At 69.1% G+C, this 26,480-nt stretch carries 21 protein-coding genes and 4 pseudogenes; 9 read left to right on the plus strand and 16 right to left on the minus strand.

The annotated features are described in order from the left end of the window. The first annotated feature begins 315 nt into the window (after positions 1-315). Positions 316-864, plus strand: a complete 549-nt coding sequence (locus ACIGYR_RS35685; RefSeq protein WP_399608690.1) for a hypothetical protein — start codon at positions 316-318, stop codon at positions 862-864. 575 nt (positions 865-1,439) lie between these two features. On the opposite strand, the pseudogene ACIGYR_RS35690 reads toward ACIGYR_RS35685, so the two are convergent. Continuing rightward, positions 1,440-1,589 (minus strand): annotated as a pseudogene (locus ACIGYR_RS35690) (IS630 family transposase); the annotation flags it as partial. A gap of 168 nt (positions 1,590-1,757) precedes the next feature. On the opposite strand from ACIGYR_RS35690, the gene ACIGYR_RS35695 reads away from it, so the two are divergent. Next, positions 1,758-2,788 (plus strand): transposase gene (locus ACIGYR_RS35695; RefSeq protein WP_400014401.1). Its coding sequence is split into 2 segments (ribosomal slippage): positions 1,758-2,042 and positions 2,045-2,788, totalling 1,029 coding nucleotides; the frame shifts between segments, so codons are not numbered across the junction. Between the two features lie 187 nt (positions 2,789-2,975). On the opposite strand, the gene ACIGYR_RS35700 is transcribed toward ACIGYR_RS35695, so the two are convergent. Further along, positions 2,976-6,722 carry a helix-turn-helix domain-containing protein gene (locus ACIGYR_RS35700; protein WP_399608129.1) on the minus strand — a complete coding sequence of 1,249 codons (3,747 nt, stop codon included), beginning with the start codon at positions 6,720-6,722 and terminating at the stop codon, positions 2,976-2,978. Positions 6,723-6,842: 120 nt separating this feature from the next. Between ACIGYR_RS35700 and ACIGYR_RS35705 the strand changes: the two genes are divergently transcribed. Then, positions 6,843-7,517: a hypothetical protein gene (locus tag ACIGYR_RS35705; RefSeq protein ID WP_399608131.1), complete on the plus strand. Its 675-nt coding sequence runs from the start codon at positions 6,843-6,845 to the stop codon at positions 7,515-7,517. Between the two features lie 136 nt (positions 7,518-7,653). On the opposite strand, the gene ACIGYR_RS35710 is transcribed toward ACIGYR_RS35705, so the two are convergent. Continuing rightward, positions 7,654-8,205, minus strand: a complete 552-nt coding sequence (locus ACIGYR_RS35710) for a hypothetical protein (protein ID WP_399608133.1) — start codon at positions 8,203-8,205, stop codon at positions 7,654-7,656. Positions 8,206-8,471: 266 nt separating this feature from the next. Here ACIGYR_RS35710 and ACIGYR_RS35715 point away from each other — a divergent pair, with 266 nt between their 5' ends. Further along, positions 8,472-9,338 carry a DNA polymerase thumb domain-containing protein gene (locus ACIGYR_RS35715; protein WP_399608136.1) on the plus strand — a complete coding sequence of 289 codons (867 nt, stop codon included), beginning with the start codon at positions 8,472-8,474 and terminating at the stop codon, positions 9,336-9,338. Positions 9,339-9,422: 84 nt separating this feature from the next. After that, the gene (locus ACIGYR_RS35720) at positions 9,423-10,832 is read left to right on the plus strand and encodes a hypothetical protein (protein ID WP_399608138.1); all 1,410 of its coding nucleotides are present in this window, start codon (positions 9,423-9,425) and stop codon (positions 10,830-10,832) included. A 66-nt stretch (positions 10,833-10,898) separates the two neighbouring features. Here the strand turns inward: ACIGYR_RS35720 and ACIGYR_RS35725 are convergent, their stop codons facing one another. Continuing rightward, the gene (locus ACIGYR_RS35725; RefSeq protein WP_399608140.1) at positions 10,899-11,258 is read right to left on the minus strand and encodes a hypothetical protein; all 360 of its coding nucleotides are present in this window, start codon (positions 11,256-11,258) and stop codon (positions 10,899-10,901) included. A gap of 98 nt (positions 11,259-11,356) precedes the next feature. Here ACIGYR_RS35725 and ACIGYR_RS35730 point away from each other — a divergent pair, with 98 nt between their 5' ends. Continuing rightward, the gene (locus ACIGYR_RS35730; RefSeq protein WP_399608142.1) at positions 11,357-11,599 is read left to right on the plus strand and encodes a DUF6207 family protein; all 243 of its coding nucleotides are present in this window, start codon (positions 11,357-11,359) and stop codon (positions 11,597-11,599) included. A gap of 230 nt (positions 11,600-11,829) precedes the next feature. Here the strand turns inward: ACIGYR_RS35730 and ACIGYR_RS35735 are convergent. Beyond that, positions 11,830-12,075, minus strand: a pseudogene (locus tag ACIGYR_RS35735) (LexA family protein); the annotation flags it as partial. 453 nt (positions 12,076-12,528) lie between these two features. Further along, positions 12,529-12,642, minus strand: a pseudogene (locus ACIGYR_RS35740) (hypothetical protein); the annotation flags it as partial. A gap of 148 nt (positions 12,643-12,790) precedes the next feature. Between ACIGYR_RS35740 and ACIGYR_RS35745 the strand changes: the two are divergent. Further along, positions 12,791-14,212, plus strand: a complete 1,422-nt coding sequence (locus tag ACIGYR_RS35745) for a M1 family metallopeptidase (RefSeq protein WP_399608144.1) — start codon at positions 12,791-12,793, stop codon at positions 14,210-14,212. Between the two features lie 83 nt (positions 14,213-14,295). Here ACIGYR_RS35745 and ACIGYR_RS35750 read toward each other — a convergent pair. From ACIGYR_RS35750 to ACIGYR_RS35780, 7 genes and pseudogenes are all read right to left on the minus strand, one after another. Next, positions 14,296-14,538: pseudogene (locus ACIGYR_RS35750) on the minus strand (helix-turn-helix domain-containing protein); the annotation flags it as partial. Between the two features lie 27 nt (positions 14,539-14,565). Beyond that, positions 14,566-15,417 carry a hypothetical protein gene (locus tag ACIGYR_RS35755; protein WP_399608146.1) on the minus strand — a complete coding sequence of 284 codons (852 nt, stop codon included), beginning with the start codon at positions 15,415-15,417 and terminating at the stop codon, positions 14,566-14,568. Further along, the gene (locus ACIGYR_RS35760; protein ID WP_399608148.1) at positions 15,404-15,760 is read right to left on the minus strand and encodes a hypothetical protein; all 357 of its coding nucleotides are present in this window, start codon (positions 15,758-15,760) and stop codon (positions 15,404-15,406) included. Before ACIGYR_RS35760 ends, ACIGYR_RS35755 begins: the two co-directional genes overlap by 14 nt. A 65-nt stretch (positions 15,761-15,825) precedes the next feature. Next, positions 15,826-16,839 (minus strand): NAD(P)H-dependent glycerol-3-phosphate dehydrogenase, encoded by a 1,014-nt coding sequence (locus ACIGYR_RS35765; RefSeq protein ID WP_399608150.1) that lies wholly within the window; start codon positions 16,837-16,839, stop codon positions 15,826-15,828. Continuing rightward, complete coding sequence (locus ACIGYR_RS35770) at positions 16,836-17,705, minus strand: class I SAM-dependent methyltransferase (RefSeq protein ID WP_399608152.1); 870 nt, start codon at positions 17,703-17,705, stop codon at positions 16,836-16,838. Before ACIGYR_RS35770 ends, ACIGYR_RS35765 begins: the two co-directional genes overlap by 4 nt. After that, positions 17,702-18,850, minus strand: a complete 1,149-nt coding sequence (locus ACIGYR_RS35775; RefSeq protein ID WP_399608155.1) for a YcaO-like family protein — start codon at positions 18,848-18,850, stop codon at positions 17,702-17,704. Before ACIGYR_RS35775 ends, ACIGYR_RS35770 begins: the two co-directional genes overlap by 4 nt. Beyond that, complete coding sequence (locus ACIGYR_RS35780; protein ID WP_399608158.1) at positions 18,837-20,096, minus strand: TfuA-like protein; 1,260 nt, start codon at positions 20,094-20,096, stop codon at positions 18,837-18,839. Before ACIGYR_RS35780 ends, ACIGYR_RS35775 begins: the two co-directional genes overlap by 14 nt. A gap of 509 nt (positions 20,097-20,605) precedes the next feature. Here ACIGYR_RS35780 and ACIGYR_RS35785 point away from each other — a divergent pair. After that, complete coding sequence (locus ACIGYR_RS35785) at positions 20,606-21,670, plus strand: XRE family transcriptional regulator (protein WP_399608160.1); 1,065 nt, start codon at positions 20,606-20,608, stop codon at positions 21,668-21,670. A gap of 34 nt (positions 21,671-21,704) precedes the next feature. Here ACIGYR_RS35785 and ACIGYR_RS35790 read toward each other — a convergent pair whose 3' ends face one another. From ACIGYR_RS35790 to ACIGYR_RS35800, 3 genes are read right to left on the minus strand one after another with little or no spacing between them, the layout of a single operon-like run. Then, positions 21,705-22,844, minus strand: a complete 1,140-nt coding sequence (locus tag ACIGYR_RS35790; RefSeq protein WP_399608162.1) for a glycosyltransferase family 4 protein — start codon at positions 22,842-22,844, stop codon at positions 21,705-21,707. Further along, positions 22,841-24,220 (minus strand): hypothetical protein, encoded by a 1,380-nt coding sequence (locus tag ACIGYR_RS35795; RefSeq protein WP_399608165.1) that lies wholly within the window; start codon positions 24,218-24,220, stop codon positions 22,841-22,843. The genes ACIGYR_RS35790 and ACIGYR_RS35795 overlap by 4 nt, the downstream gene beginning before the upstream one ends. A gap of 48 nt (positions 24,221-24,268) precedes the next feature. Beyond that, entirely contained in the window at positions 24,269-25,513 is a 1,245-nt protein-coding gene (locus ACIGYR_RS35800) for a nucleotide sugar dehydrogenase (protein ID WP_399608292.1), read from the minus strand. A 65-nt stretch (positions 25,514-25,578) separates the two neighbouring features. Here ACIGYR_RS35800 and ACIGYR_RS35805 point away from each other — a divergent pair, with 65 nt between their 5' ends. Beyond that, positions 25,579-26,352: a glycosyltransferase family 2 protein gene (locus tag ACIGYR_RS35805; RefSeq protein WP_399608167.1), complete on the plus strand. Its 774-nt coding sequence runs from the start codon at positions 25,579-25,581 to the stop codon at positions 26,350-26,352. Positions 26,353-26,480: the final 128 nt, after the last annotated feature.

Raw genomic sequence — 26,480 nt, forward strand, 5'->3', positions numbered from 1 at the left:
TCGCCCCCGAGCACCACCAGGCTATGGATCTCACCGGCCGACCGCACTCGCACAGCCGCATCGCCGGTTGTACGAGCGTCGTGCAGCTCCAGGATCGCTGGCCTCCCCCGGGCGGCGGGCTTTGGGGTCCGGCTCAACCACCAACGCGGCCGGGGCAGCCGGCGGCACCGCGAGTCGTGCCCACTTGTCGAAGCCTGAGAGATCGGTGCCTCCCGCGCGAAGCCCACTCATTCGGTCACAGGTTGACTACATCCACATCGTGTTCCGAGTCCCCAGCCGCATGATTTCGGCATCCCACGATCCCTGGGGGGACCTATGAGTGACACGACACACACGCCGCCGATGCCCAGCGCTTCGCCGCCCCCGCCGCTGACACCAAAGAAATCCCGCACGAACCTCGTCATCATCGGCTCAGCTGTCGCTGTCATCGCTGCGGTCGTGGCCACTGGGGTTGTGGTTGTGCAGGCCAGTGACGACGACAGCAAGCCAGCCGCGGTCGAGACTCCGGCTGAAGAGGTAACAAGCGCAGCCTCTGACGATCCTGAGCCGAGGTATGCCGAGATCACTGTCAACAGTTTCACGATCAAGCTGCGCACCACCAAGCGGCAGTGCTTCGGGTCGGCGGGCTGCAATATGACGCTCGAACCGAGCCTCACCTATCTGGGCGACAGCGCCAGCATCGACCCTGACGCCGTTTACGAGATCACCTACGAACTTCACGGTGACGAGTCCGGCCCGGTCATCGAAACGGCCGAGTTGTCGAGCCGGACCAGCCTGAACTACACGCCATCCTCGATCAGTACTGCTTCGGCTGGCACCAAGGTGTCTGTAGAGATCACCGACGTGGCGCTGCAGGGGGAATGAGGCGTTGTAGTCAGACGTGCCACGGCACGAGTAATAGTCAAGCGTCGGCACCCGCCTACAACCCTGATTCCCTCGGCATCCTGTTCGGGGGGACCCTCGCATGACGGCGTCGAGTCTCACCCGCGCTACCTCTGTCCCAGCACCACCGAACCGGGTGCTGGCGGGAGCCGAGGCGGTCGCGCTCTTGAAGCGCTTTCCCGCCCGTCCGCGGCTGACCAGTTGGCCCGAGACGGCCGCGACTCGCGACGAGGTCATCGCTCGTCTCGGGCAGCCGCCGCTCAGGGTCGAGGGCTCCTCCACGCAGGACAGCCGGATGGTCGGGGTGCGCATCCTGCTCTCCTGGCTGGAGAGTTTCCCCGGCGATACATGGCAGCAGTGCTGGGAGGCCAGTCCGATCGCCGCCGAACCGGAGCAGTGGTACGAGAAGGTCCGGGAGTGGACAGCGACGGTCGGCAGGCCAACGAAGACGGGCCATCTCCAGGCCGGGTTGCTGGCCCTTCTCTGCGCAGACGTGGTCCGCCCGGGGACAACGTGGCTCGCCGTGAACTACTCCAGACACCTGCGGCCAGCCCTTGGCGCCTGGGCCGGTAGATCAGTCGTGAGCGTTCGCCGTGTTTGTAGCAGGTCAGAGCAGCGATGGAGAAGCGGCGCTGGGAGCGTCCCCGGACCCGGATGAGGGGTGTGCGTCCGCGCCGGGCCCAGGTCCGTGCGGTGGGCGGCGTCATCGAGAAGCCGGCTTCGTCTTCGATGCACAGCCAGGCGTCGAGCGCCGCCACGGACCTTCCACCTGCGGCCAGGTCTCCTTCACCCAGCCCGCCACGGCCGGGTCTGCTGCACGATCGGGTGACATCTGAACTGGCTTGCCCTGAGGGGCGGGTGGGAAGGATGTCGCTGTGCCCAAGCCCTATCCGGAAGAGTTCCGCCAGGACGTCGTGCGAGTCGCGAGGAACCGCGGCCCGGGTGTCACGGTCGAGCAGGTGGCCACCGATTTCGGGGTTCACCCGATGACGTTGTGGAAGTGGATGCGCCGGGCGGACATCGATGACGGGTCCAAGCCCGGGGTGAGCAGCCAGGAGAGCGCGGAACTGCGGGAAGTGCGTCGGCGGATCAAGCTGCTGGAGCAGGAGAACGAGGTCCTGCGCCGGGCCGCGGCCTATCTGTCGCGGGCGCATCTGCCGGGAAAAGGATCTACCCGCTCGTGAAGGAGCTGGCCGTGGACGGGGTGCCCGTCACGGTGACGTGCCGGGTGCTCAAGCTCGCCAGACAGCCCTACTACCGCTGGCTCGACAAGCCGGTGGCCGACGCCGTACTGGAGGAGTCGTATCGCGCGAACGCACTGTTCGACGCTCACCGCGACGACCCGGAATTCGGCTACCGGTTCTTGGCCGATGAAGCGCGTGGTGCCGGGGCTCGGATGGCGGACCGGACCGCGTGGCGGATCTGCCGGGACAACCGCTGGTGGAGCGCGTTCGGCAAGAAGTGCGGCAGGGGCAAGAAGGCCGGCCCGCCGGTGCACGACGATCTCGTGAGCCGCAACCGGATGAAGTCCCGCCTGGCCGTGACCGCCCTCGACAACGCCGTGGCCCGACGTGAACACGTCGACGGGTGCATCCTGCACAGCGATCGCGGCTCGCAGTTCCGGTCCCGGAAGTTCGTCCGGGCCCTCGACCGGCACCGCATGGTCGGATCGATAGGGAGGGTCGGGGCAGCCGGCGACAACGCGGCCATGGAGTCCTTCTTCAGCCTGCTGCAAAAGAACGTCCTCGACCGCCGGAGCTGGGCCACCCGCGAGGAACTGCGGATCGCGATCGTCTCCTGGATCGAGCGGACCTATCACCGGCGTCGCCGACAAGCCGCACTCGGCCGGCTGACACCCGTCGAATTCGAGACCGTCATGACCACACCGGCCCTCCAGGCCGCGTGACCGAACCTGTCACCTGAACCTGCACCAGACCCGTCCAGCTCATCGAGAGGACGTGCGGCCGCGTACGCGTCCTGCGCACCTGGACGGCGCAGGGCAAGCTCCCGCCCGAGGCTCCCTGAGCTGAGCGCGTCTGACGATGGCCTCGCGCAGTTCCTCCGGGCGCATAGGGCTGGACGATCACACGTGATCAGCACACGTGCCGGTATGGCAGCTCGGGGAGGTAGGTCTGCCACTGGTCGTGTGTCAGTCCTCCGCCTGCCCGTCGGCACACGGTGGCGGCGATGCGGTCTGGGTCTACAGAGTATGTGCGCAGCGGCACGTGCTCGCCCGCGACCTGCAGCGTCCGGCCGTCGTGACTGAAGGAGAGGGCCAGCACCGAATCCCCGGAGTTCGGCAGGGTAGAGCCCAGGCGCTGAGCGGATTCCATGTCCCAGAGAGTGACGTTCCCTGCGGATCCACCCACGGCGAGGACGCTCCCATCCGGAGAGAAGGCCATCGCGGTGACGTCGTCGGGCCCGTTGGTGAAGTCCCCAGTCAGTGTCCCCGCGAGTTCCGCGATGCGTCGTCGGCCGTCCCCGTCCCACACGGAGACCCAGCCCATGTCGTCACCGACAGCCAGCCGATCGCCGGAGGGGCTGAACTCCGGCACGGTGGAAACGTCGTTCTGGCTCAGCGTGCGAAGGATGGAGCGGCCGGACGGCAGCATGACGAGCACGGCATAGCTGGTCGCCAGGAGCTGGCCGTCGGGCCGTAGAGCCAGGGATTGTGACGTGTCGCTCCAGATACGCGATCCATCGTCGGGTCGCCGGATCACGTGCCGCGCGATCCGGTGACCCGTCCGCAGGTCCCACCGCTCCCACGCGTCCGCGCCGGATCGGTAGACGAGGAGGGAGTGCCCATCCGGGCCAAGCACGACGCTGTCGGCCATACCGTCATCGGGCTGCCGGGTCGTGATGTCCAGGGATGTGGTCTCCCGGTTCTTCCGGGTGTCCCAGATCCTGATCCGTTCCGGCCATGCTCGGGACGACGGTCCGTCCAGGGTCTTGGTCCCGTAGGCGAGGGCGCGACCGTCCGGGCTGAACGTCAGGTGGATGGTGCACTCATCCCCTTCATTTTCGTCGTCAGACTCGCAGTGCGCGGACTGCAGTTTTGTGCCGGGGCCTCCGGTGGTGGGCCACAGCTCAAACTCGGCCGTGTTTCCGGCGCGTCGGGCGGTGGCGATGAGCCGCCCGTCAGGGCTGAACCGTGCCTGACGGGTGGTGATGCGCTGGCGCCACTGTGCGTCAGCCGCATTGTCGAAGGCGATGGTCCTAATCGCGGAGAGTTGGCTTCCGGCCCGCACGAGGTATCGGATCACTCCTGCCTCCGGGTCAATCCGTACGTCCTCGGCCAGTTCATTGCGCGGGGTGTACTGAAGGACGGAACGCGATGTGCCGTCGATGCGCCAGAGGACCAGGGCCCTGGCGCCGGTCACGGCCAGATACCTGCCATCCGCACTGAACGCCAAGCCGCTCGGGTCGTCCTGGGAGAGTTCCGGCAGGTCGCGGCTTTGGCCCGTAGCGGTGTCCCAGATGCGTACACCGTCGTCGGTGGTGGCCGCCAGAAGTCCGCCGGCACCGAAGGCCATAGACCCGGTGCAGGCGCTTCGTGCGGCCGCGCGCACCCACGGTTTCCGCACCCGCCGTCGGGCGACGACGTCCCACACTTCCAACGAGCCACCCTGATCGGTGCACAGAGCTGTCAGCCGGCCGTCGGGGCTGACGAGCGCCTGACTCACGCCCGCGTCGCGTTCGAACAGCAGCCGGTGACGCCGAACGTCCCAGAGTTGTGCGGATTCGTCACCTGCGGCGAACAAGGTCCCGCCGCCGGAGCTCAGCTCCGTGTCGAAGAAGTCGTCTCCCAGCCGGAACGGCTTTCCGATCGCGACCCCCGAGTCGGCGTCTCGCACTTGGAAGTTCCCGTTGGCCACGGTCATGAGAAGCTGGTGGCCGTCGGGGGACACGTCCACCAGGCTGTCGTCAGCGGGTTTCGCGAACGCCCCGGAGGGCCGTTGGGCGCCGACGTTCCAGCGACCCACCGTATTACCGTCCTCCATGATCAACGTCCGGCCGTCGGAGCTGAGGAACGGCCCGTCATCGCCCGGGGTTGCAGGTAGGGGGAAGACGGCGCGCTCGGGCTGCGTGTCCGCCGCGAACAGCGCCCCCTTGGTCTCCGTCGTCGCGCTGGCCCGCCACGCCGCCACGCTGAGCCGCATGGCCAGCACCGGGTCGGTGCCGCGCAGGGAGTCCGCGAGGAAGGCGACGCGCCGTGCCGTCGCCTCCGCCCGGCGCCGGCCGCTCTCGCCGTTCTGCTGCCAGGCCACGACGCCGGCCACCAGGGCGAGCGCCACCAAGACCGATAGGGACGTGGTGACGGTACGCAGCCGTCGGCGTTCCCGACGCCGGCCCGCGCGGCTGGCGGCCAGGAAGTCCCTTTCCAGGGAGGTCAGGACGCCTGGGTCGGTGAAGGCTTCCGCCGCCACCGCCAGGCGTGTGCCACGGTAGAGCGCGCCGGGGTCGCGGCGGAGGTTGTTCCAGGCTCGTGCGGCTTCGGTGAGCTGGCGGTGCAGGCTCAGCCGCTCGCGGGCTTCGTCTATCCACCGCCGCAGTCGGGGCCAGCCGGTGATGAGGGCTTCATGGGCGATGTCGACGGTGTCCTCGTCGAGTGTGACCAGGCGCGCCCCGGCCAGCCGGTTCAAGACGATCGCGGTGTCGGCGGGATCGCCGAAGTCGAATTCCTCGCGCTGGGCGGGCCGACGGGTGTCCGGGGTCCCGGCACCGGGGGTGATCAGCCGCAGCAGAACGCGGCGGGCGAGATCGGCCTGCGTCGGGGTGAGGCTCCCGTGGACGTCCTCGGCGGTGCGGGTGATGGCGCCGTGCAGGCCGCCGGCGGCCTCGTATGCCTCCAGGGTGAGGGCGCGGCCTTTGCGGCGCCGCCAGGTTTCCAGCAGGGCGTGCGACATCAGCGGCAGGGCCCCGGGTTCCCCTTCGACCTCGTTGAGAATGTTCGTCGTCAGTCCGCGTTCCACGATCAGTCCGGCGGCCTGTGCGGGTTTGACGATGGTCTGGCGTAGTTCGTCCCGGCTCATCGGGCCGGCGAGCACGGTGCCGTCCTGCAGGGCGGCGGTCAACTGAGGGTGTTCGGCGCAGCGGCCGAGGAAGTCAGCTCGTACGGCGATGACGACGCGCAGTCTGCTCCGGGGATCGGTGGCGGTCAGGAGGCGGTCGATGAACTGGTCGCGCTCGGCCGGGTCGTGGCAGAGGATGTAGAGCTCTTCGAACTGGTCCACGATCAGCCACGTGTCCCCGTCGCCGTCCTTCGGAGCCAGCCGCTGTTCATGGGTGCGTAGGGGGTGCTCGCCAGGGGTGAGGACGCGCAGCGCGGCCGGCTGTGGGCCAGCCGGGTCAGGAGTGCGGAGGCGGGGAATGAGGCCGGCACGCAGTAGAGAGGACTTGCCACTGCCTGAGGGGCCGAACACCGCAGTGAACCGACGGACGCGGGTCAGCTCGAACAGGCGGTCGGTGAGCTCGTCGCGGCCGAAGAACAGATCGGCGTCGCCGGGTTCGAAGCGGGCCAGACCCCGGTACGGAGGCTCGGCATCCTGCTTCTCGGCCCGGGGTTCCGCCGCTACTTCAGCGGCCGCCTGCCGCCAACGCTCCTCCCACTCCTCCGGATCACCGCCGCACGCCCTCACGTAGGCCAGCACGACGGGCAGAGTCGGCAACCGCTCACCCCCGGCCGCCTGCGACAGCGTGCTCGCACCCTGCCCTGTGCGCTGCGACATCACTCGGTACGTCGGAGTCCCGGCCTCCGCCCGGAGTTTGCGTAACTCGGCAGCCAACCGCTCAACCGGCCCCGTACTCGGATCGAGTGGGCTCTCAGGACGTCCTGCCATCAATGGCTCACCCCTCTGCCCGCCGCCTCCCCCGTGGACGCGGCGCGATCACCCGGACGCTACGCACGCCCAGGACGAAGAGCAAACGACAGGCGCCTTCTTTGGTCAGCGTCGTGCGCCGTGCCCATGACCTGCAATGCAGCCATTGATCAGGGTGGCAAAACCGGCTGCCCATTCAATCCCCAGCCCGCTGAACTCGATAGCGCAAGCCCCTCCGGCACCACGACGGCGCTCATCCCTGGAACGCCGCTGGAGGGGAGTGACGAAGAAGGGGAAGACGTGAACACACGTAACCGCATCGCGCTGGCGGCAGCGACCGCTGCGACGGCCGCCGGTTTGGCCCTGGCCGCTCCGGCTGCCCAGGCGGACCCTGCCAAGCCTCAGGCAGCGGTGGCCACCAGCCGTGCTGGCTTTGCGCTGGCGGCGGGACCCGGTACGGATCACGCAGATGTCAGGTTCAGTGGCTCGCTGCCTCACAATGGCAAGCCGTACTACCTCGACGGGTCCGCCGTCACCATTGGCAAGTGCAAGGCCTGGATGAACGGCGTATACCGTTCTGACGGCTTCCACGTCCAAGGCCTGGTGCAATCCTGGCGCGACCAGTGCGAGATGACACTGGATCAGTGGAACGGCAAAAGCTGGAAGCAGGTCTCAGCAGACCACTGGGTCCAGCCCTGGGACGGCACGGCGAAAGATAACACGCACTGGTACAAGGACACCGGGCACTACTGGGCACACGTGTGCCTGTACAACATGGACTCGGACGCTGGCACCCGCTGCAGCAGGAATTTCTGACCCATCGACGGTATAGACCGCTGCACCCCACCAGCGGAGCCCTAGAAGTTGCACGGCATATACGGCTGATGGTCGGGTGGCCCGGAGGGATCGCACCTCCGGGCCACCACAGAATTCGGAGCGTGACAGTCGCCCGTCACTCCGCCCGGCCGCTTGCCGTACAGCTCGCTTCACCGCGGTGTCGGGCCGCGTGCCCGGTGGCCGCCCGCGCCCCTCCCTGTCCTCGGAGCTGTGACCGCGGTGGGCGGACACCGCCGGGAGTGGCGTCGTCCTCGATCGTGGGGGCGCCGGACCACCGCATGATCCGCGACAGCCATGCGACGCGCGGGTCCGATGTGATGCGTGCGTCGGGCCGCTGGTTGAGGGTCAGGCCAGCGTGGAGGGCAGCCGCACGGTCGGCGATCCGGTTCGGCAGCACATCGGCGAGCAGACGGGGGCGCACGAGGCCGACAGCCTGACCGACGACCTCGCCCGGCTCGACGGCTTCGGCGTAGTCACCCCGGAACCCGGCCGTCAGGACCTCGGTAAAGCTGTCGTAGCGCACCCCTTCCCACACAAAGCCGTGAACCGTGCCTGCGGGGAGGTTGCCGTCGGGGTTGAAGCCGGATTCGTCGTAGTAGCCCACGATCTGGCCGCGGTTGTTGATGTCGGAGACGTTGTGGCGCCGCCAGAAGGGGACCCAGCGCACTGCCGCTGCCGTTCGGAACAGCGACTATCGACCCCCAACCGAACGGCAAACGGGATCACCACCAGCCTTCACGCCCCCGTGAGCTGCGGAAAGAGGATGTGACACAGCTTCTTGTAGGACATCACTCGATCGGCGATAGCGCCACACTTGTTGCACCAGCTACGGTGGGTGGTACTGGCTCTGAGCTGCACAGATCTCCGATGTCTTGCATTGCGCCACATCACTTCCTCCAGAGAAGGAAGCGCGACGCCCGGGCCCTCACCGAAGTGGTCCAGCTGCGTGCGCTCGCCCACTTCGGCCTGCCCAGTTCTGCGGGGTGCGCGGGCAACCGGATGCTCGCCGCCATGGCCTGCGCCCTCACCCCACCAGGCCGGCGCACCGTCATCGACGACTCCCCCGAGGCCATCACCGCGTTCCTCAGGCCCCGGCCGGTACGGGAACTGCCCGGCGTGGGCGCGAAGACGGCGGCGACGCTCGCCGAGTACGGCCTGCACACCGTCGGCGACGTCGCCGACGTCCCGCAGTCCACACTGCAGCGCCTCCTCGGCGCCCGCGCCGGCCGCGCCCTCCATGAGCACGCCCACGGCCGCGACATCACCATCGTCGACCCCACCCCGGCCCCGGCGAGTCTAAGCACGGAGCACCGCTTCGTCCGCGACGAGCTCGACCCGGCCGCCCACCGGTGCGTCCTGCTCGCCCTCGCTGACGACCTCGGTGCCCGTCTCCGCGCCTCCGGCCAGATCGCCACGGGTGTGACATGCACGATCCGCTACGCCGACCTCAGCGCCACCCGCCGCAGCCGAACCCTGCCCGAAGCCACCCAGCACACCGTCCTCCTGGCCCGGGCCGCCTATGCGGTGTACGACTCCCTCGGTCTCCAGCGCGGCCGGGTCCGCAGCATCGCCCTGCGCGCCGACACTCTTCGTCCCGCCGACCGGGCCACCCGGCAGCTCACCCTCGACGCCGGCGACAACAAACCCCTTGCGATCGAAGCCGTCGCCGATCGCGCCCGCGCCCGTTACGGGCGTCAGGTGCTCTACCCTGCCGCCCTCGCCACCAGTACGCGTGACCCGTCATCCCGGGGGCACGGAGGCGGTCGCACAGAGGACGGGCGTGGACGTCGTGGGACGTGAGTTCTCCAGACGCTCCTGACGTGTCTCAGGGCCAGCGCACGGATGCCGCTGCCGGTTCCTCTCGGTTTCTGCGACCATCGGCGAATGGCCGACAGCAGGGATCGTTCAGCGCTTCGCACACTGGTCGGCGAGGTGGTCGCGGGTCTTGGCAGTCTGACGCACCGGGAACTGAATCCGGCCTTCGAACACCTGGGAATGCCACCGGTCCCTGATGATGCCGGGAGTAAACACGAGCGGATCGAGCTGAGTCTCGGGCAGGTACCCGACGCTGAGCTGCCACAGGTCACGCGACGCATCCTGGAGCAGAGCCCCGTCCATGTGAGTCCGTCGCGCCGCTACCAGCTCGAGGACCTGCTGTGGGCAGAGGACGCACCGCCCGAGATCCCTAAGAAGGCTCGCCGCGAACTGGCGCGCGCCCTCGACCTGTCGGAGCTGGTCCAGCACCACGACCGGTTCCTGCGGTTGCTTGACCGATTCTGGATAGCCGAGGACTCGGGCCTCTCCTTCGAGGAGATGGAGGGCCTGCTGGTGAACGGGACGCGTCCGGTGACGCTGAGAGATCGCATCGAGCGGCACGTTTTCCGCAACCCCGGGGACTGGTCTACGGAAGACCTTTTCGACAACCTCGGGGTGTTCGAGGCCGGGGACGCCCGGCTCGCCCGCTTCCTGGAAGGCTTGGTATCAGCGGACGTCCTCCTTGACGAGCACCTCCAGAAGAAGACGGTCGGCACCATCAACGGTCATCTCCGGACTGTCGGGGTCGAGTTGAGAGTGACCGGCAACGATGGCGGCTACCCCGTGTTCACCGTGGTGTCGACGCGGCTGCATGGCACCCGGCGGCCGAAGAACATCATCTTTGCCTCGTTCACCAAGCCCGACATCCGCTTCCGGTCCTCGGTGGACAACGACATCGAGATCGTCGGAGGCAACCCGGACGACACCCTCGTCTACGACCGTGAGGTCCCCATCGAGGGCCTGCGCTGGCGTGATCTGCATGCCTGGTGGCAGGACGCCTGGGAGCTCAGCAGTGAGACCGAGGCCAGAGGGGCCCTATACCAACGACTCCTCAAGAGCCTGCCGGACAACTCGGAAGGCCAGAAGAACCTTTTCATCGCCTACCACCAGATCCTCGGGCCGTCCCCTGGGGACCCGGCTCTCCTGCCCGAAGTGTGGCTGCACTGGGACCACAGGACCGTCAAGGAGCGCGGCCCCGAGGCGTTGCTGCGCTCCCGTATGGATTTTCTCCTGCTGCTGCCTCACGGACAGCGCGTTGTCCTGGAGGTCGACGGATCCCAGCACTACACCCGCGACCGCGGCCGCACGCCGGATACGGGCAAGTACGCGGACATGGTCGCCGCTGACCGAGATCTCAAGCTCAGGGGGTACGAAGTGTTCCGCTTCGGCCACGACGAACTCAAGCGTCTCGATGCCGCCCAGGCCCTTCTGCGGCAGTTCCTCCCGGACATGTTCCGCCGCTTCAAGGTGAGCAACTGACGTCCTCGGAGTTGGCGCAGGATGCTCCGCACAGGCCAGCGCGCCAGACCGATACCGCCGGGCTCCTCAGGCCAGAGGCAATTGGCCGAGTGGCCGGCCCCGATCGGCCTGCGCCTCCAACAGAGCGGCCACGTCCGGGCCCCGCGTGAAGACGGGACCGTCCCAGTAGGCCGGAACCGCCACAGGCGTCAGGCACACCGCAGTGCCGTGGACGCGTGCGGCGTCGAAGAGTGCCTGCAGCATCTGCACGCCGGCCAAGTCGAGCGCCCCGAGACGGGCATGCCACGTCTGGGTCTCCGTGTCGTACGAGGCGATTGGGCGGAGCCTGTCGAGTTGCTCCTGCCATTGAGAATGGGCGGCCGGCGCTGTCTGGATGGTTGCCTCCAACACCCATGCAGTCTTAGGAAAGTTCGGCGAACTGGTCATGTAAGAGACGGTAGACGCCACCACTGACAACTCGCCCGGTCGGGTGAATCCGCATCCTGGACAGAACCTCGGCCGTACACGAACACGTACTGACAGACGTGGACCCGATCCGAGAAGCGCACCTGTCCGAACCCGGCCTGCTCGTCATCGACGTGGCGGGCTTCGACGATGACACCGTTCTCGCCTTCCAGGAGGCGATCGCTCGAACCTGGGGGACCTCGACTGCCGAACGCACCACCCGGGATCCCGGCCAGCCCGGGGTGCGGCTGCGGATGTACACCGATCTGCGACAGGTCCTCGAGGAGGCCTCCTCGCCGGAGTCGGAGCCGTCGGCCACGTAGACCGGCGTGGTCCGCCACCACGGGGGGAGTGGCGGACCCGCCTGCGTCCACGGTGCCACACCCGTCCCAGGTGCGCTCGTAGGTGGGTGAAGTCGCCGCGGGAGAAGGGGGCTCCGTTCGACGGGCGGCGTTAGGCGCGGGCCCGCAGCAGAGCGAGGACGGCGGCCGCGTATGGACGGCCAAGGCTATCGGTCCGTGGGTACCCCGCTCGGCGTGCCAGGCCGGGCAGTTCAGAGCAGGCGCAGGACGCCGACGACCTTGCCGAGAATCTGCGCCTGGTCGCCGGGGATCGGCTGGTAGGCCGGGTTGCGGGGCATGAGCCACACCCGCCCGTCCTGCCGGCGCAGCACCTTGACCGTGGCCTCGTCCTCCAGGAGTGCGGCGACGATGTCGCCGTGGTCGGCGCTGTCCTGCCGCCGTACGGTCACGATGTCGCCGTCGCAGATCGCTGCGTCGATCATGCTGTCCCCGGACACGGGAAACCGACGGGTTCGCCGAATCTCGGAGGACTCCTCTGGGGAACCGGTCGCCGATCTTCCTCTACAAGGTAGAGCCTGACGTGGGTTCGCTCGCTACAACCGTGCGGCCGTCTGTCGTCTGCCGCTCGGCGAACGGTCCGAGCTGATCGAGGCCGGGGCACTGACCCTGGCGGCGATCGCCGCCATCCGGTTGGGGGAGCAGGCCATGGAGCACGGCAAGACCCTGGCGGTCCGCGCCGGCAGTCCCACGGTCCGGCGGCTGCTCGAACTGACCGGCACCCGCTGATAGCAGCAGGGCTCGGCGGGGCGGTGGCAGCCCCGCCGGGCGCGGTGACGCCGGGGGATGGACGTTGATTCGTCGGTGTCCACGCTGATCCGCGCGGCGAGTAGCGCCCTCTGTGTCTCTGCCATAGGCAGAGCGGGAAGCAGTTTCAACCTACGTATCTACGGAGTGCCGTAGGAGGTGGAGAACGTCTGCGCGTTGTCCGGATGCTTGTGCAGCAGGTAGCCGAGGTCGGTCGCGGGGCGTTCGGGGGTGCCGGTGGTGGTGATTGTCAGGAACACGTGGCCAGGCCTCATGGAAGGGGATGAACTGCGGAAGGGTTGGCCCGGGATCCTTACTGTGCGCCAACCCTCTTCGCGCGGGCCTGTCTCGGCCGTGGGGAACCCTGTGACAAGATCCGCTGGCATGTCATCTGTCATGTCGTCTGCCATGCCTTCGTTGCCTTCGTCGCCCACGGGCCCCTCAAGAACCGGTCGCCGTCTCCTGGTCGCCCTGCTCGCGCTGCTCGCGACTGCAGGCTCCACCGTGGCCGAGGCCGGCACGCCGTCCGGCCCGGCGCCCGGCGCCGCGGTGAGAGCGGCCGAACCCGCGACGCCCGACCGTCCCAGCTACGACGTGAAGCTGCGCGCCGACGCCGACGGCTCCCACTGGGCGGGCCGGCAGACGGTGTCCTTCCGCAACGCCTCCAGCCGGCCCCTGCGTGAGGTGTACATACGTCTGTGGGGCAATGGCGAGGACGGCTGCGTGACATCCGGAAGACCGTCCCCCGTCCGCGTCTCCCACGTGCGCGGCGGCACTCCGGGCCGCCCCGGCGTGAAGTGCACGGCGCTGCGCATCACTCTGCCGAGGCCGCTCGCACGCGGTGAGCGGACGGCCGTCTCCTTCGACGTGGCCCTCACCGTGCCCGCACGCAACAACCGCTTCGGCCGCGAAGGCGCGTTCCGCTTCCTGGGCAACGCGCTGCCGGTCCTCGCCGTGCACGACGCGAGGGGGTGGCACCTCGATCCGTCCGTGTCGTACGGCGAGAGCTTCTACACCCTGGCGAGCGACTTCCGGGTGCGCCTCGACCACCCGTCCGCCCTCAAGGTCCCGGCGACCGGCAGCACATGGACCCGCCCCGGCGGTACCGGGCGTACGGTCACCCACAGCGTCGCCAAGCGGGTGCGGGACTTCGCATGGGCGGCGGGCCCGTTCCGCACCGCGACCCAGACCTCGCCCGACGGCGTGCGCGTGAAGTCGTACTGGTCGCCGAACACGCCCGCCGCCGGTGTCCGCCTCAACCGCAAGGACGGCGTCGCCGCCATCGACCGGTTCGGTAGAGAGTTCGGCCGCTATCTGTACGGCGAGATAGACCTCGTGATGACCCCCCGGTTCGCCGGCGGCATGGAGTACCCCGGCCTGGTCATCCTCGGCACCGAGGAGGAGGGCGGCGCCACCGTCCATGAGATCGCCCACCAGTGGTGGTACGGCGTCGTGGGCAACGACGAGTACAACTCACCCTGGCTGGACGAGAGTTTCGCTCAGTACGCCAACGCGCGCTACTACCGCTGGGACGGGTTCGAGTGCTCGCCGGACGACTCCTGGCCGAGCGCCACCACCGCGCTCACCAACTCGATGGCCTACTGGTCTACACACCGTGGCGAGTACTTCCAGGTCGTGTACGGGATCGGCCCCTGCGTCCTGGCCGACCTGGAGCACGTCCTCGGGGCCGGCACCATGGCGCGCCTCATCAAGAAGTACGCCCACGACCACTGGTACGGCGTCTCCACCACCATCGACTTCAAGAAGGCCGCACAGTCGATGACGCACAGGGACCTCGGCCCCTTCTGGCGGAAGCACCGCATCCGCTGAAGTCGCACTCCGCTCGCGGGTGACGGGCGTACCCCGTCGGCGCCACGATGACGGTGACCGACGAGGTGATCACCGGCCGACCGTCAGTTCGGCGGCAGCGAACGCCGGGCTCCACCGCTGCCCGGCCTGGGAATCGGGCGTGCGGGCCCGCTCTCGCCGACGGCGCGCTGCCCGGTCTCCGAGCGTCCCTCGGCCGCCGCCACCGGCTCGGCCTCCATCAGGTCCGCCACCGTGCACTGGAGGGCGGCGCAGATCTTGTCCAGGTCATCCAGTCGGACGGTGACCGGCTTGCCCGACCACAGCGCGGCCACCTTGCTTGGGACGGGAGTGCCTGGCCCATGAGGCCGATGGTCTCAAGCGAAGGCGACGTACGTGCCGAGGGTGAGGCCGGAGAAGGTGATGAGCTGGCGGGGCTTAAGGCAGGTGAAAGCGGCGTGCATGGCGGTGCCGGCGGCGACAGCGTACGGCATCGTCTGCGGGATGAGCAGCGCGGGCGGCAGCGCAGTCTCCGCCGCGATGACACCGGCCGCGACCAGGCGCCAGAGGCGGACGTCCTGGTCGGTGAGGTTGCCGGCATACCGTCGGACCAGGCCAGGGACGGCGAACTGGCGCCGGTAGGGCAGTTGCTCGCGGACCTGGGTGTAGGTGTGGACCCACTGCGCGAGGTAGAGCCCGCTGCGGAACTGTGGGGAGCGGAGTTTCTGCCAGGCGCTGTTCCAGTAGATGTCCGTCGTGATCAACACGAGCAGGCATTGCGCCCAGGTGTTCGCCGTGCTGGCGCCGTGCTCGACGGCGAGGCCGTGGCCAAGGTCCCCGGCGAACAGGAGGCAGGTGCCGGTCAGCAGGGTGTAGCGGACGGCGTTGGGGCTCTTGAGGTACAGCAGCTCCATCGCGGCGCCGGGCAGGACGACCAGCAGCGCGAGGCGGGGAGCGAGGCCGAGGGCCAGGGCGAGGGCGGCGCACGTACGGACGATCAGCGCGGGCCGGTAGACACCGGTCAGGAGGCGGGCCTGGGCGGGGCCGAGGCGCTGTTTGGCAAGGTGGGCGCTAAGGGAGCTGGGGGTGAAGCGGTCCCAGCCGCCCTGGCCGAAGGCGAGGGCGAACCGCGCGGTGAGCACGGTGCCGAAGATGATCCGGAACCACTGGAGCCGTGCGGGGTCGGTGGGGTGCTGGAAACCGGAGGCGAGAGCGTCAAAGAACCACATGGCTGCTCCTCACTTCCACCCTCTGCTCGCCGCGGGCGGACAGGACGCGGCCGTGGCCGTCGATCCGGTCGTACCGCCCGCCGTGGGTGAGGTGGTCGAGGATCGTCTGGAGCTGGGGCGGGCCGAGGATGAAGGAGCCCGGGGAGAGGTATTCGTATACGTTCACCGGCTCGGTACGGCCATCGATGGTGGTGCCGGTGAGCGTGATGATCGTGAATGTGGCCCGGCAGAACATCTTCCAGCGCAGCCAGCGGCCGGACAGGCGGGTGAAGCCGGTGGTCATCCACGCCGCCAGGGCGATGGTGACGGCGACTTGGACAGCGGACAGCACGGATGCGCGCATGGGCAGGAACCTCCGGGTGGGAGGAGGTGTAGAAGGGGGCGGCCCGCGCCGGCGGGGCCCGGGGGTCAGCGCTCGGACTTGGGAGGCCGCTGCATCAGTGCGGCGGCGGCCTCGCCGAGGGTGACCTTCTCGTTCAGCAGGGCGGAGACGACCTGGGTGATCGGCATCTCGACGTCGTGGGCGCGGGCCAGGGCGAGGATCGCTTCTGCGGACTTGACGCCCTCGGTGGTCTGCCGGGTGGCGGCCGTCGCCTCCTGAACGCTCAGCCCGGTGCCGAGGTGGGTGCCGAAGGTGCGGTTACGGGAGAGCGGAGAGGAGCAGGTGGCCACCAGGTCGCCCATGCCGGCCAGGCCGGAGAAGGTGAGCGGGTCGGCGCCCATGGCGATGCCGAGGCGGGTGGTCTCCGCCAGGCCGCGGGTGATGAGCATGGCCTGGGCGTTGTGGCCCAGGCCCATACCGGAGGCGATGCCGACCGCGAGGGCGATGACGTTCTTCACGGCCCCGCCCAGTTCGCAGCCGGTCACGTCGGTGGACGTGTAGGGGCGGAAGTAGCCGGTGTGGCATGCCTTCTGGAAGCGGTGGGTGGCGCCCTCGTCGACGCAGGCGACGGTGGCCGCGGCGGGCTGGCCGTCCATGATTTCGCGTGCCAGGTTCGGGCCGGACAGCACCGCGACGCGGCCGGCGTCCACGCCGGTTACCTCGGTGATGATCTGGCTCGCCCGCAGGTGGCTGCCCTGCTCGATGCCCTTCATCAGCGACACGATCACCGTGTCGGGTCCGATGTGCGGCGCCCACGCGGCGAGGTTGGCCCGCAGGCTCTGCGCGGGGATGGACAGCACCAGGAAGTCCGCGCCGTTCAGGGCGGCGGCCGGGTCGGTCGTCGCGCTGAGGTTGATGGGCAGCTTGATGTCCGGGAAGTAGCCGGGGTTGCGGTGGGTCGTGTTGATCGCGTCGGCGATCTCGTCGCGGCGGGCGTGCACGGTGACGCTCGTTCCGGCGTCGGCCAGGATCTTGGCCACGGCTGTACCCCAGGAACCGGCCGAGAACACCGCAGCACGGGTGGAGCGGTGCGGGGTCACTGGGGGGTCCTCTCGTCGGGGCGGCCGGGTCGGGGCATCGTATCGGCCGCAACGGGCCCGGCCGGGGAGGTTGCGGGGCGTCGCAGGGTCAGCACCACGGCGCGGCGGCCCGGCAGTGCGGGCAGCACCTGGCGGGCCTCGCGCAGCATGTTCTGCGCCTGGTCCTCGCCCAGCTCCCTGCGCAGGTCGTCGACGTGGGCGATCCACAGTCGGTAGAGCCGCTCCCACAGAGCGGGCTCGGTGGGTCGCTCGTCCACGTGCTCGACCGTGAGGCCGGCGGCGCGGGCCTGCTCCGTCCAGGCAGGGGCGGCGCCTCGCCGCGTGGCCCGGGTCATCGCCAGCCGGCCGCCCGGGGCCAGGACGCGGCCGAGTTCGCGTACTGCCGCGCTCGGGTCGGCGGCGCCGCCGAAGGCGTCCACGCACACGATCCCGTGGGCGCTGGCGTCGGGCAGGCCGGTGTTCTCCAGCTCGGCGACGCGGAACGCGGCTCGCTCGGCGGGCAGGCCGAACCGGGGGCGCCGCTCGGCGGCCTGGGCGATGGCGACGGAAGACAGGTCGAAGCCCTCCAGGCGCAGGGCGAGGGCGCGGGCCAGCCACAGGCCGATGCCGCCGGTGCCGCAGCCCGCGTCCACGAGGAGCTGGCCGGGCCGCATTCTGAGCCGCGTGGTCATCAGCCCCAGCAGGGGCCAGTCGCAGGAGCCGGAGGCGGCGACCTCGACGGGGTAGTCCTCGCCCATTGCCGCGGCGTACAGGCGGGAGACCAGATCGGTGCGGGCGCGGGCGGCGTGGAAGGCGTCGTACTGCGCGGAGCGCCCGCCGCCCGGCGGGGGCGAGACGCCGGGCGGCGCCGTAGTGGTGGGGTTCATCGGGGCATCGACCTTCTCATCCTTGATCGGGCGCCGGGGCAGACCACCTGCACGGCGTGGACGGGGGCGCCCTGGGCGGACAGGTCCAGGACCACCGGCTCGTGTCCGGTCACGTGCGCGACCCGGCGCGCCACGTCTATGGCCTGCTCGGCGAAGCCGCCGCCCGCCGGGATGAAGTGGCCGGTGGCTTGCGGCCACGACGTCAGCTCAGCGGTCGTGGCGGGAGGGAAGGGGACGGTGTCGAACGAGGCGGGGTCGCTGGGCAGGTCGTCGCGGGTTCCGGCGATGGCGGTCAGCCGGGACTGCGCAGCCTCGGTCAGCGCCCGGGTCAGCGCGATCGCCGGACTGATGTGGCAGCCGCCGCCGGCGAAGATGACCGGGAAGTCCTCCGACCACAGGTAGGCGACGCACACCGGCAGTCCGTACGGGCCGGCCACCAGCGCGATCTCCAGCGCCATGCCCGCGGCCAGCAGCCGGTCCACGATTTCACGGCCATGCGGGTCGTCGACCGTGCCGGGCTCGATGAGGGTGCGCCGCCGGCCGCCAGCTTGCCCGTCCCGGTAGAGCACGTCCCGCTCCACCACCTCGAACAGGGCATGCAGCAGCGCCTCGTCTCGGGTGTTCCCGCATGCCAGGCCGGTGCTGGTCGCGCGCAGCAGATCCGGGCTCCACTCCGGCCGCTGCAGGCGGCGGCGGACCAGGTCGACCGGCAACAGCGCCTCCCGGCCGCTGACCAGGCCGGTGCCGGGGGTCCACTCCCACACCACTCGGGCCAGGGTGTGCTCGGGGTATGGGACGGTCATCGGCAGGGCTGTCACGGGGCAGTCGGGGGCGACCTCGGCGGCCGGCCCGTACGCGGCGACGGGCAGCGGCTGCTCGACGTGCCACAACTCGATCGCCTCCATCACCGCCGACAGCTTCGCCAACAGAGGTGTGGCGCCCTTGCCCTGGGACGTGCTCAGGGTCAGCGAGGCGGGCCGGATTGCCGTCCACACCGGCAGTCCGATCAAGTCCAGGCCGGTCAGGTCCGCGAGGCGGGTGATGCCGAACTCCGGCAGGCGTCCGCTCACTGCTTCCCATGTCTCCTCCGGCGTCCGGGCCCGTACCGTGCCCGACAGCGCCACCAGGTCGTCACTGCGTAACACCAGCCGCCTCCGTCCGTTCGGTGGTCTCTCTCATGTCCTGAAGCAGCCCGGGTACGAACCGCTTGGCCGCCGCGACTGCACCGGCTCCGCAGACCAGTCCGCGCGCGGACGCCTCCGCGTCGAAGTCCTGCTCAGGGCACCGCCACACTCGCAACAGGAGCCGACGCGTCAGGTCGTCACGCACCGCCGCGACCGTGAACCCGGGCCGGGAGCGGCGCTCGGCCGCAAGAGCGTCGGCGTACCGGGCGACCGCCTGGCGGTCCTGCCTCTTCTCGCCGGCCAGCAGCAGGGCCACCGTCTGCTCGTCTCGCAGATCGACCGAAGGGCGGAACACGCGGTCGGCGGGCAGGTCGCCGCCGGTGACCTGGGCCAGCCGCACCGCCAGCGGAACCCCCCGCCCGCCGTCGGCAGGACGAAGAGAGCGGTGCTCGAGGTAGACGGCCCACGTCTTGGCGAACAGCGGGCCGAAGACCTGCTGGTAGACGAGGCGGTCTTCGGTGGCCATCCCCAGCCCGTCCACACAGGTGCGAGCGAAGGCGTTGGCCCAGCGCCGGAAGTACGTCGTCTCCCACACCGCAGGCGCCAGTGGGACATCAACCTGTGGTTGCCCCCTGCCGTCCAAGACGGTGCCTACGGCCCCGAGGGCATCGGCACGCTTGAGGTCGCCGAAGTGCTCGTCCTGCGCGCGTCGCTCGGCCAGCCACCGGGCGAGGTCCGTCTCGCCTTGGCGGCGACACACGGCCCGTACGGCGGCCCAGGTGCGTTGCGGGTAGTAGACCGCTCGCAACGCTGCCAGGAGCCTGGCGGCCCGCTCGTCATCGAGGACTCCGGCCGACTGGGCGAGCTCCAGGGCGTGCCGGAGGTTGACCACTGGCCAGGTCAGTGCACCGAGCGCGCCGTCCGGGGCTTGTCCGACCGCCACCTCGTCGTCGCCGTCGATCTCCCCCTGGGCGTAGGCAGCGTAGATGCGGCCGACGCCGAGCATCCCGAACGGGGCCAGTTCGGCGGCCCGTAGCGCGCCGATACTCGCCGCCCCGATGACCCGGATTCCCCTGCCCATCGCGGCCAGGATCTCCTTGTGGCGCAGGGCCGGCGCCTGGTGATACAGCCCGTCGATGAGCAGCACCGTGTCGTCGCCGCGGATCGCTGGATCGAACAGATCGCCATGCCGGGCCGGCGGCCACACCCGTATGCCCGGGGCGGCGAGCTGCGGCTCGGACCCGGGCAGCGTCGGCCCGACGAACACGTGAATCACTGTGACCTCCACTCCTCGAACCGACGGGTGCTCCCGACCCGGGCCCGGACGGGCCGGGAAGGGAGCACCCAGGTCAAGACGCGTGAGACGGGGACTACTCCTCGTCCTCGACGTCGACGGCGACCACCACGGGACCGGTGACCTCGGTCTCCTCCGTCGAGGCGCTGACGGCGGCGATATCGGACTTGGACTCCATGGGCCTTCTCCTTCACTTCCGTTGCTGTAGTTGCCGACAGTGCGAGCGCCTGCCGCCCGCCTGCCCGTGGTGCCACGGGCCCGCAGGGGAACTTCTCGCCCTGAGGTCCGCCTGCCCGCCCCTGACCGGGGCGGGCAGCACGCCAACCCTGGGCGAGGGTGCAGTGGCCGGCGACGAGCCGCTCTGCAAGAGCAACAATGAGCTCAACTGTGCGACCGGGTCGATAAGTTGACGGGGGTCCCGCAGGGGTCCCGTCCAGGCGAAGCAGCCACCCTTCATGCGCACTGAGTGATTGGATGAAGGCGTGCAAGAGACCACCCGCCACCCGCTGGCCCTTGCGCGCCTCGCGCTCGGCATGACGATGGAGGAATTCGTCTCCAACATCCGTGCTGCGGCCGCCCGGCGTGGCCTGCGCTCAGGCACGGACGAGGCGCGCGTGCGTAAATGGCAACGCGGCATCAAGCCCAACGACGAGTCCCAGATCTACATCGCCGAAGCGCTCGGCTGGCCCGCTGACATCGTCCGCGCCGATGACTGGCCGAATTGGCTGCCGCTCACTGCCGACGGCGTGGTCCCGCTCGGACCCGACAGCTCCGTGCCCGCCCTGAGAGAGGCTCTGCGAACAGCGATGGACCGCCGTACCTTTTTCACGATCTCCGGCGCCGCCCTGTCCGCGCTGGCCGCGGACTGGGCCGCCGGCCCGACAAGCGCACTCGCCCGCGCCCGCGACGGCAAACCAATCGGCGAGGACTTCGTCGCCTTCCTGGAGAACACCACCCAGCAACTCGCCACTCACGCCCCCGAGCAGCGACAGCACACCGCCACACTGCTGGATGCCCACCTGGCTACAGTGACCGAACTACTCGAACACGGCCGCTACACACCCGCCCTCGGGCTGCGCCTGCACACCCTGGCGGCCTCCCTGTCCCAGACTGTCGCCTGGCACCGCTTCGACCTGGGCCGCCACACCCACGCCAGCCAGAACTGGATCGCCGGCCTGCACAACGCCCACGCAGCCGGAGACCACGACATGGGCGCCGGCCTCCTGGGCGACCTCGCCTACCAGGCCGCCTGGCGAGGCGACCACACCACCGCAACCAACATCCTCAACCACGCCCTGACCCGCGCCCAGAACCCCGCCGCCCGCTGCCTGCTCCAGCTACGCCTCGCCCGCACCCTCGCCGCACAGGGCGACCGGAGCGAACGACGCGCCGTGCTGCGTGCCCTTGCCGCGGCGGAAAAACACCTGGGCGACGCCGGCGCCGACCGGCCCGCCTGGTGCGCCTGGGTATCCGCCGCCGTTATGCGGTCTGTCAACCTGTTCCAGCCCGGGAGTGTCTCAAGACTGCGCTGCTGCCTGGCCGCATGACGAGGTCGTCGGCCAGGCAGCAACGCGCAAGTCGTCAGGGTGGCGATGATGGCTTCGATGCGTACGGCTTCGTAACGCAGAGCGTCAGCTCGCGTAGCCGGCGGCCGGTGGTCGTGATGTCGTATCCGCGCGCGTTATTGAGAGCCGCCTTGGTCAGGGCCTGGCGCCGGTGGAAGTCCCGGCCCATCTCGTCCAGGACCACGGCCAGCGAGCGCGGGTCGCCAGGAGTGTAGGGAACACCAGTGCTCCCGAGGATGTCCCTCGCACCGGGAAGATCGGAGTAGGCAACCGGAAGTCCGTGGGCTTGGGCCTCAATGAGGACGAGCCCAAAAGCCTCCAGACCTCTGGTTGTGAAGACGAAGGCATCGAAGTTCGGCAGGCGGCGCCACAGTTCGGCGCGGGACACGAACGGATCGAACCGAACCCGGTCCCGCAGCCCGAGTTCGAGAGCCCGCTGTTCCAGACCCTCCCGTAGCGTTCCTTTGCCGATCACGGTCAGGTGGTGCGGCTGATCGGTTAAAGCGAGGGCTTCGACGGCGGTGATCGTGGATTTGTTGTCGTCCAGGCGACCGGCATGCACCAGAGACAGCGGTCCGATTCCAGTAGGCGGTTGATCGCGTACCTGGGCATCGCTCAACCGGATACCCCACGGGATGATGGTGAGTCGATCAGTGAATCGGCGTCCGGTGAGACGGTCGATGTGGTCGGCGAGGGCAGAGGTCGGGGCGACGATCGCGGCGCTTGCGGCAGCGACTTCATTCATGCCCTCGCGTTCCGATGGGCTGCGCTCGGCCGCCATCACGTCGGGACCGTGGGCGATGGCGACGATCGGGATGCTGCCAGCGGTTCTGCTGAAGGCCAGGCTGAGAGCGAACCCGAGGTACTGAGCGTGAATGACGTTCGGCTGGATCTTCTCGACGAGCGCACCGACCTCACGCGTCAGCTCGTCCACGTAGTCGGCGAAGCCGGGGCCCTGGGGGCGTTTCGTCGTGGAGAGGGGGATCAGGTGATCGAACGCGGCCTTCCACGCCTGATCGACCGGCGTCCGGCCGAGGTAGATCGTATGGGTGTCAGGCATGGCGCGGTACAGGTCGTTGACGAGGATCAGGCTCCCGGACGAGGGCTCGGACGTGCGGTTGATACCGGTGAGGATGGTCAGGGGTTTCGTGGTCATGCGGAGATCCCCTTGATCGATAGGTGGCGGGCGGGAAGCGAGGCACTACGGTCCACCGTGATCCGCGGATCGGTGGTGGCCTTCCGGCTGCGGTTGCGAGGTGGCGCCCACCACGACGCCAGGTGCGGCGTGAGGACGGCGTTCACCTCCTGGACCGGGTGCAGGAGACCTCTGCTGTCCTGCTGAGCCGTCCACGCTCTGACGGCTGACCGCGGGTAGACGGGGTGTATCCCGATCTCGCCCTTGGGAAGGATGCCGTTGAACGGCGTGGGGATGCCCTCGTGGTTCCAGTAGTCCCATGCCTCCAGCGCCTTGGCCTTCTCGAAGCAGTGGTAAAGCTGCTTGTAGCGAGGCATGTACCGGATCTCACGGAAGACCATCTGACCGATCAGCCCCGGCGCGACGTGCCGGAGCGTGCTGAGATCAGTGCCCCGGAAGCTGACCGACGCCGCGTCCTGGGACGGGTGCAGCGCGGTCCGGGCGAGCAGGTGGGACAACCGCCGCCGTACGTACTCGGCAGCTCCCGGGGCGAGCGCCGGGTCCACACCCTCGATGAGCTGGACGAGCTGCTGGTGGCGCGGGTGGAAGCGGGCCAGGTCGAACAACTGGTGCATGCCGTCCACGGCGGCGAACGCGAGTCGCTTGTACAGCCAATTGTTCAGCTCCCCGGCCTGGGCGTAGTTCTTGGTCTCTGGGGTCGTGGAGTGGAGCATCAGGTACTCGGACAGCACCTCGAAGTACAGGTATCCGAGGAACGGCACGGCAGGCACGGCAGCGGCCAACTGGTCGATGAACTCGGGAGCCGCCGTGGCGCGGCCGGCTGCGTTGCGCAGAGCCGTGTCGAGGAACACGGCCGCGGCGCCCAGCCCGGCCGCCACGGCATGGTCAAGCTGGTCGCTCTCGGCCAGGGTGAGAAAGCTCTGGTAGCGCAGGTAGGTGCGCAGGTGAATGGCCCCGAGGTGCAGATAGTCCACGCCCTTGGTGGGGATCGGAGCGTCCGGGATGACCTCGAAGATCACGGGTGTGGTGTTGGGCTTCGTCTGCATCAGGTAGGCCCCGAGGTTGTGCGGGCGCAGTCCCTCGCGCTGACGGGCCAGAGGGGAGCAGTACAGGGCCCCGACCAGGCAACCGGTGGAGACGTGCAGCTCGCCGCTGGTGCGGATGGCGGCGATGTCCTTGGTGGTGTGCAGCAGGTACATGGGCCGGCCGCTGACGAGCGCTTCGGTCATCGCACTGTGCTGGATCAGCCAGCCGTTGGGGGTGTCACCTTCCAGGTAGCGGCGCCATTCGCCCTCGCTCTCGGCCAGCGAGGCCGGGGCCGGGCGCTGCGCGGGCCGGGTGTAGTCCGTGTGGGCGTTCTCCCATTCGTCACGCAAGGGAACTCCTGGGGTTGAAGTCAGCAGCGGGCCAGGGGAGTTCGGAAGCTACAGGGTCTCGACATTCGCTCCTGACAAGCGGTTTCGGCAGTCGAGAACATAGGTCGCGCATTTCTCGATCATCGGGAGGTCGAATCGCGGGTGGTCCATGAGAAGAACCACCGCATCAGCAGCCGCTACCTCGTCCGGGGTCGCATCGACCCTGGGCACGTCCAGCTTGGCGTCGCTCGGGACGTTGGGTTCGGCGCCGCGCACGTCGGCGCCGAGGTCGATGAGAAGTTCGGCGACACGAGCCGAAGGGGAATTGCGCAGGTCGGTGGCGTTGAACTTGTAGGTCAGGCCGAGCAGCAGAACCCGAGATCCTCTGGCGGGCAGCCCGCGCTTGTCGAGTCCTTCCACGACACGCCGAACGACGTAGTCGGGCATGTGGCGGTTCACGTCGGCGGCGAGTTCCGCGAACCGGAAGGGGACGCCGAGCTCCTGCTGGGCCTTCCACGAGAGGAACATCGGGTCAACGGGCAGGCAGTGCCCGCCGACTCCCGGCCCCGGGGTGAACCGCGTGAATCCGAAGGGCTTGGTCGCGGCGGCGTCGATCGCCTCCCAGATGTTCACACCGAGGGAAGCGGCCAGCATCGCCATCTCGTTGACCATGGAGATGTTGACGAATCGGAAGGTATTCTCGATCAGCTTGGCCAGCTCGGCGACCTTCGTCCCGGACACCGGCACCGTGGTCTGAAAGATGCCGTCGTAGAAACCCTTGATCACATCGAGTGATGTGGTGTTGATTCCGGACACCAACTTCGGCGTCCCGTCGAACGACCACCGCTTGTTTCCGATCCGCTCGGGACTGAATCCGGCCAGGAAGTCCACCCCACCCTTGAGGCCCGACACCTCTTCCAGGATCGGCAGCAGCAGCTCCTCGGTGGTGCCGGGATAGCTCGTGGACTCCAGGACCACCGTCGCGCCAGGGCGAAGGTGCTCGCCCAGGGTCCGGGCGCAGGACTCGATGTAGGTCAGATCGGGCACGCCCTCGGTCAGCGGAGTCGGCACAGTGATCACCGCGATGTCGAAGCCGGCCAGAGCGGCAGTGTCGGCGGTCGCGGAGTAGGCCCCGGAGTCCAGCACCGCGCGGAGCCGCGAGGAGTCCACGTCCCTCACGTACGAATCACCGGCGGTGAGCCGCTTGATGCGGTCCGTGTCCACGTCGTAGCCGACGACTCCGTGGCCCACCTCGGCGGCGCGCACCGCCAGCGGCAGCCCCACATAGCCCTGACCAGCGACAACAACATGCATGACAGCTCCTAGTGATTCCAGTGTTTGAATGGACCGTCGTTCCTGACCGAGCAAGGAGAAGCGCAGTGCCCCTGGTGTCCGTCGTGATGCCCGTCTACAACTCGGCCGCCACGCTCGGCGCAGCCGTCCGATCGGTGCTCACGCAGACCCACAGCGACCTGGAGCTTCTGGTCACCGACGACCAGTCCTCCGATGGCTCCATGGACCTGCTCCGCGAGTTCGCTGAGCAGGACGAGCGCGTCCTGCCGGAGTCGGCACCCGAGCGGGGCGGTGCCGGCCGGGCCCGCAACCTCGCGATCAAGCGGGCCCGCGGGGACTACATCGCCTTCCTCGACAGCGACGACATGTGGCTTCCGGAGAAGACCGAGAAGCAGCTCGCCTTCGCCGCGGAGGGCACTGCGCCGTTGACGTTCACCTCGTACTTCAAGATGGACGCCGACTACGACGGCGAGAGCACCGACTGGGTCCCGAACGGGCGGGTGGTCCGTGCGCGGGAGCACGTGGACTACAGCGCGATGCTGGTCCGAGACCACATCGGTGCCCTCACCGCCATGTACGACCGCAATGTCCTGGGCACAAGGCTGATGCCGGAAATGCGCAAGCGCCAGGACTACGCCCTCTGGCTGTCGATCATGCGGGACGGCGCTGACGCCCGGGGCCTGGATGAGCCGCTTGCGGTGTACAGGGCCAACCAGGCGGGGTCGCTGTCCTCCAACAAGCTGTCGCTCGTGCAATACAACTGGGCCCTGTACCGCGAGCACGAGCATCTGTCGGTTCCCCGGTCGACGCGGGCGCTGGCCGGAGCTGTGTGGCAGTCGCTGCGCAACTCTCGCATCTAGCTCCGCGCACGGGCCCAGGGAGCCCGGTGCGCGTCTGTTTCCGGGGGTGCCCGAGCGGGCCCCGCCCCGTGGCCGTGCCGCGTGCTCGGGGGCTGGACCTGGGCGTGGGACTCGGTGGGTCACCGGTG

Origin of the sequence: Streptomyces sp. NPDC053076 (assembly GCF_044546845.1) — a bacterium.
Taxonomy (GTDB): domain Bacteria; phylum Actinomycetota; class Actinomycetes; order Streptomycetales; family Streptomycetaceae; genus Streptomyces.

Bases quoted from the DNA above. Each gene is read 5' to 3' on its own strand.
- ACIGYR_RS35720 (WP_399608138.1), top strand. From the start codon at position 9,423: ATGGCCGACAGCAGGGATCGTTCAGCGCTTCGCACACTGGTCGGCGAG.
- ACIGYR_RS35770 (WP_399608152.1), bottom strand. From the start codon at position 17,705: ATGAACCCCACCACTACGGCGCCGCCCGGCGTCTCGCCCCCGCCGGGC.
- ACIGYR_RS35685 (WP_399608690.1), top strand. From the start codon at position 316: ATGAGTGACACGACACACACGCCGCCGATGCCCAGCGCTTCGCCGCCC.
- ACIGYR_RS35745 (WP_399608144.1), top strand. From the start codon at position 12,791: ATGCCTTCGTTGCCTTCGTCGCCCACGGGCCCCTCAAGAACCGGTCGC.
- ACIGYR_RS35755 (WP_399608146.1), bottom strand. From the start codon at position 15,417: ATGTGGTTCTTTGACGCTCTCGCCTCCGGTTTCCAGCACCCCACCGAC.
- ACIGYR_RS35725 (WP_399608140.1), bottom strand. From the start codon at position 11,258: ATGACCAGTTCGCCGAACTTTCCTAAGACTGCATGGGTGTTGGAGGCA.
- ACIGYR_RS35800 (WP_399608292.1), bottom strand. From the start codon at position 25,513: ATGCATGTTGTTGTCGCTGGTCAGGGCTATGTGGGGCTGCCGCTGGCG.
- ACIGYR_RS35700 (WP_399608129.1), bottom strand. From the start codon at position 6,722: ATGGCAGGACGTCCTGAGAGCCCACTCGATCCGAGTACGGGGCCGGTT.
- ACIGYR_RS35790 (WP_399608162.1), bottom strand. From the start codon at position 22,844: ATGACCACGAAACCCCTGACCATCCTCACCGGTATCAACCGCACGTCC.
- ACIGYR_RS35760 (WP_399608148.1), bottom strand. From the start codon at position 15,760: ATGCGCGCATCCGTGCTGTCCGCTGTCCAAGTCGCCGTCACCATCGCC.